Origin of the sequence: Campylobacter sp. JMF_04 NA10 (assembly GCF_027737655.1) — a bacterium.
Taxonomy (GTDB): domain Bacteria; phylum Campylobacterota; class Campylobacteria; order Campylobacterales; family Campylobacteraceae; genus Campylobacter_B.
Genome location: NZ_JAOVTZ010000011.1, coordinates 1 through 3441, shown reverse-complemented (window position 1 = coordinate 3441; position 3441 = coordinate 1). Strand labels below are relative to the sequence as shown.

Annotated in this window: 1 rRNA gene; it reads right to left on the bottom strand. The window is 44.5% G+C overall.

Annotated features, from left to right (window positions below):
- Positions 1-22 precede the first annotated feature (22 nt).
- Positions 23-2927: ribosomal RNA gene (locus OFO12_RS08050) — 23S ribosomal RNA — on the bottom strand.
- Between the last annotated feature and the right edge of the window lie 514 nt (positions 2928-3441).

Below are 3441 nucleotides of genomic sequence, written 5' to 3'. Positions count from 1 at the left end.
TTAACAAGGAAGTAATGCTTAAAAAGATAAGCAAACGAGCTATTAGTACCGGTCAGCTAAATGACTTTCATCACTTACACATCCGGCCTATCAAACAGATAGTCTTTCTGAGCTCTTAAAAGAAGATTCATCTTGGAGTTGGCTTCGAGCTTAGATGCTTTCAGCTCTTATCACATCCGAACTTAGCTACTCGGCGATGCCCTTGGCAGAACAACCGATACACCAGTGGTTCGTTCGACTCGGTCCTCTCGTACTAGAGTCAACTCTCCTCAATCTTCTTACGCCCACGGCAGATAGGGACCGAACTGTCTCACGACGTTCTGAACCCAGCTCGCGTACCGCTTTAAATGGCGAACAGCCATACCCTTGGGACCTGCTCCAGCCCCAGGATGCGATGAGCCGACATCGAGGTGCCAAACCTCCCCGTCGATGTGAGCTCTTGGGGGAGATCAGCCTGTTATCCCCGGGGTACCTTTTATCCTTTGAGCGATGGCCCTTCCACACAGAACCACCGGATCACTAAGACCGACTTTCGTCTCTGCTTGACTTGTGTGTCTCGCAGTTAAGCTGGCTTATGCCTTTATACTCTACAAGCGATTTCCAACCGCTTTGAGCCAACCTTTGTAAGCCTCCGTTACATTTTGGGAGGCGACCGCCCCAGTCAAACTACCCACCAGACATTGTCCTACCTAAGGATAACTTAGGCTAGTTAGCTACCCAAATAAAGAAGAGTGGTATCTCAACAATGGCTCACCATACACCGGAGTATATGGATCAAAGCCTCCCACCTATCCTGCGCATCTTTATCCAAGCAGCAGTGTCAAGCTATAGTAAAGGTCCACGGGGTCTTTCCGTCTTGCCGCGGGTAGGAGGAATTTTCACCTCCACTACAATTTCACTGGATCCCTCTTTGAGACAGCTCCCATCTCGTTACGCCATTCATGCAGGTCGGTATTTAACCGACAAGGAATTTCGCTACCTTAGGACCGTTATAGTTACGGCCGCCGTTTACTCGGGCTTCGATCAGATGCTTCGCAAAAGCTGACATCATCAATTAACCTTCGAGCACCGGGCAGGCGTCACACCCTATACATCCTCTTACGAGTTAGCAGAGTGCTGTGTTTATGGTAAACAGTCGGGAGGGACTCTTTGTTGTAACCTTCTTTGCTTACAGAGTAAATCCTTAACAAAGTTAGGCACACCTTATACCGAAGATACGGTGCTATTTTGCAGAGTTCCTTAAAGAGAGTTCTTCCACGCGCCTTAGAATACTCATCCCACCCACCTGTGTCGGTTTACGGTACGGGCAATATTAGCTAAACTTAGAAACTTTTCTTGGCTCGATAGTATCAAGGATTCTCAATCTACTCCGAAGAGCGTCATGAGCCTTTAATGTCTCGGATAAAGAGTTACGGATTTGCCTATAACTCAACCTACACACTTAGACCAGCACTTCCATCAGCTGGCTCCCCTAACTTTAAGCGTCCTTCCATCGCACACTAATATTGGTATCGGAATATTAACCGATTTTCCATCGCATACCCCTTTCGGACTTTGCTTAGGACCCGACTAACCCTACGATGACGAGCATCGCGTAGGAAACCTTGGGTTTACGGCGAATATGATTCTCACATATTTTATCGCTACTCATGCCTGCATGCTCACTTCTATCCGCTCCACCACTCCTTGCCGGTATGGCTTCGACGCTGAATAGAACGCTCTCCTACCACTTGCACTAGGTGCAAATCTACGACTTCGGTACTTATTTTAGCCCCGTTATATTTTCCGCGCAGAATCACTAGACCAGTGAGCTATTACGCTATCTTTAAAGGATGGCTGCTTCTAAGCCAACCTCCTGGTTGTTTCAGTAACTCCACATCGTTTTCCACTTAAATAAGATTTAGGGACCTTAGTCGGTAGTCTGGGTTGTTCCCCTCTCGACGACGGATTTTATCACTCGCCGCCTGACTGCTGTGATTACATTATAAGTATTCGGAGTTTGATAGGGTTTGGTACATTGGTGTATGCCCTAGCCCATTCAGTGCTCTACCCCTTATAATTACGACACAACGCTATACCTCAATATATTTCGGAGAGAACCAGCTATCACGATGTTTGATTGGCCTTTCACCCCTATCCACAGGTCATCCGGAGCTTTTTCAACAGCCGTCGGTTGGGTCCTCCACCGGTTCTTACACCGGCTTCAACCTGCCCATGGATAGATCACATCGTTTCGGGTCTGCAGCATCTGACTAATCGCCCTATTAAGACTCGCTTTCGCTACGGCTCCGGGTTTCCTTAACCTCGCCAGATACCACAACTCGCAGGCTCATTATGCAAAAGGCAGTCCATCACCCTGATAAATCATAGGGCTCTGAATGATTGTAAGCAAACGGTTTCAGGTTCTATTTCACTCTGATCACCTCAGTTCTTTTCACCTTTCCCTCACGGTACTTGTGCACTATCGGTCTAGTAGTAGTATTTAGGGTTGGATAGTGGTCTACCCAGCTTCAGACAGGATTTCACGTGTCCCGCCCTACTCAGGATACTGCTAAGTAAAAAGGAGATTTCGCATACGGGATTATCACCCTCTATGATTAAACTTTCCAGTTTATTCTGCTATCTGCTTTTAGTCTTTATTGCAGTCCTACAACCCCACTAGCAAGCTAGTGGTTTGCCCTCTTACGCGTTCGCTCGCCGCTACTAGCGTAATCTCTTTTGATTTCTTTTCCTGAAGGTACTTAGATGTTTCAGTTCCCTTCGTTCGCCCCCGTAGGTAGTTAATATTACTATTAACTGGGTTGCCCCATTCGGAAATTCCCGGATCAAAGCCCCTTGACGGCTCCCCGAGACTTATCGCAGCCTGGCACGTCCTTCATCGCCTCTACTAGCCAAGGCATCCACCGTTTGCTCTTAGTAGCTTACCTTTTTTTACTTCGCAGACCAGCAAAGCTGGTCTTTGCGACAAGGAGCTTCGCTCCCTTGACCCACCTAAAGAGAAAATTGCTTACGCAATTTTTGGGTTATGCTATCTAGCATAAAGGCAAATCATATAGTCGCTCTCATAGCGAAGTATTAGACTATGTTAATATTCTAATTTGCATTACTTCCTTGTTAAAGATAAAAGATTTAATTTATAAATTTTAAATTTGATAAATTGCTTTTACAATATTTAAATTTAAAACACCCAAGACGGAAAGCATTAACAACAACTAGATAAGTTTTAACTCTAATTGTTTGTGCCGTTAAACTTGATTTAGTAAATGTAAAATTTAAACTTTATGATTTAAATTTGAAAATTTAAATCTCAATCATTTAAATTTGGGATAACAAATTTACTAAATTTGCATTAGTGTCTAAATTTAAAGCTTTAACAAGATCCTGTAAAATCGTTTTTATTAAAACTTGATTGTGACTTTTAACAATGGTAAATTAAAGAAC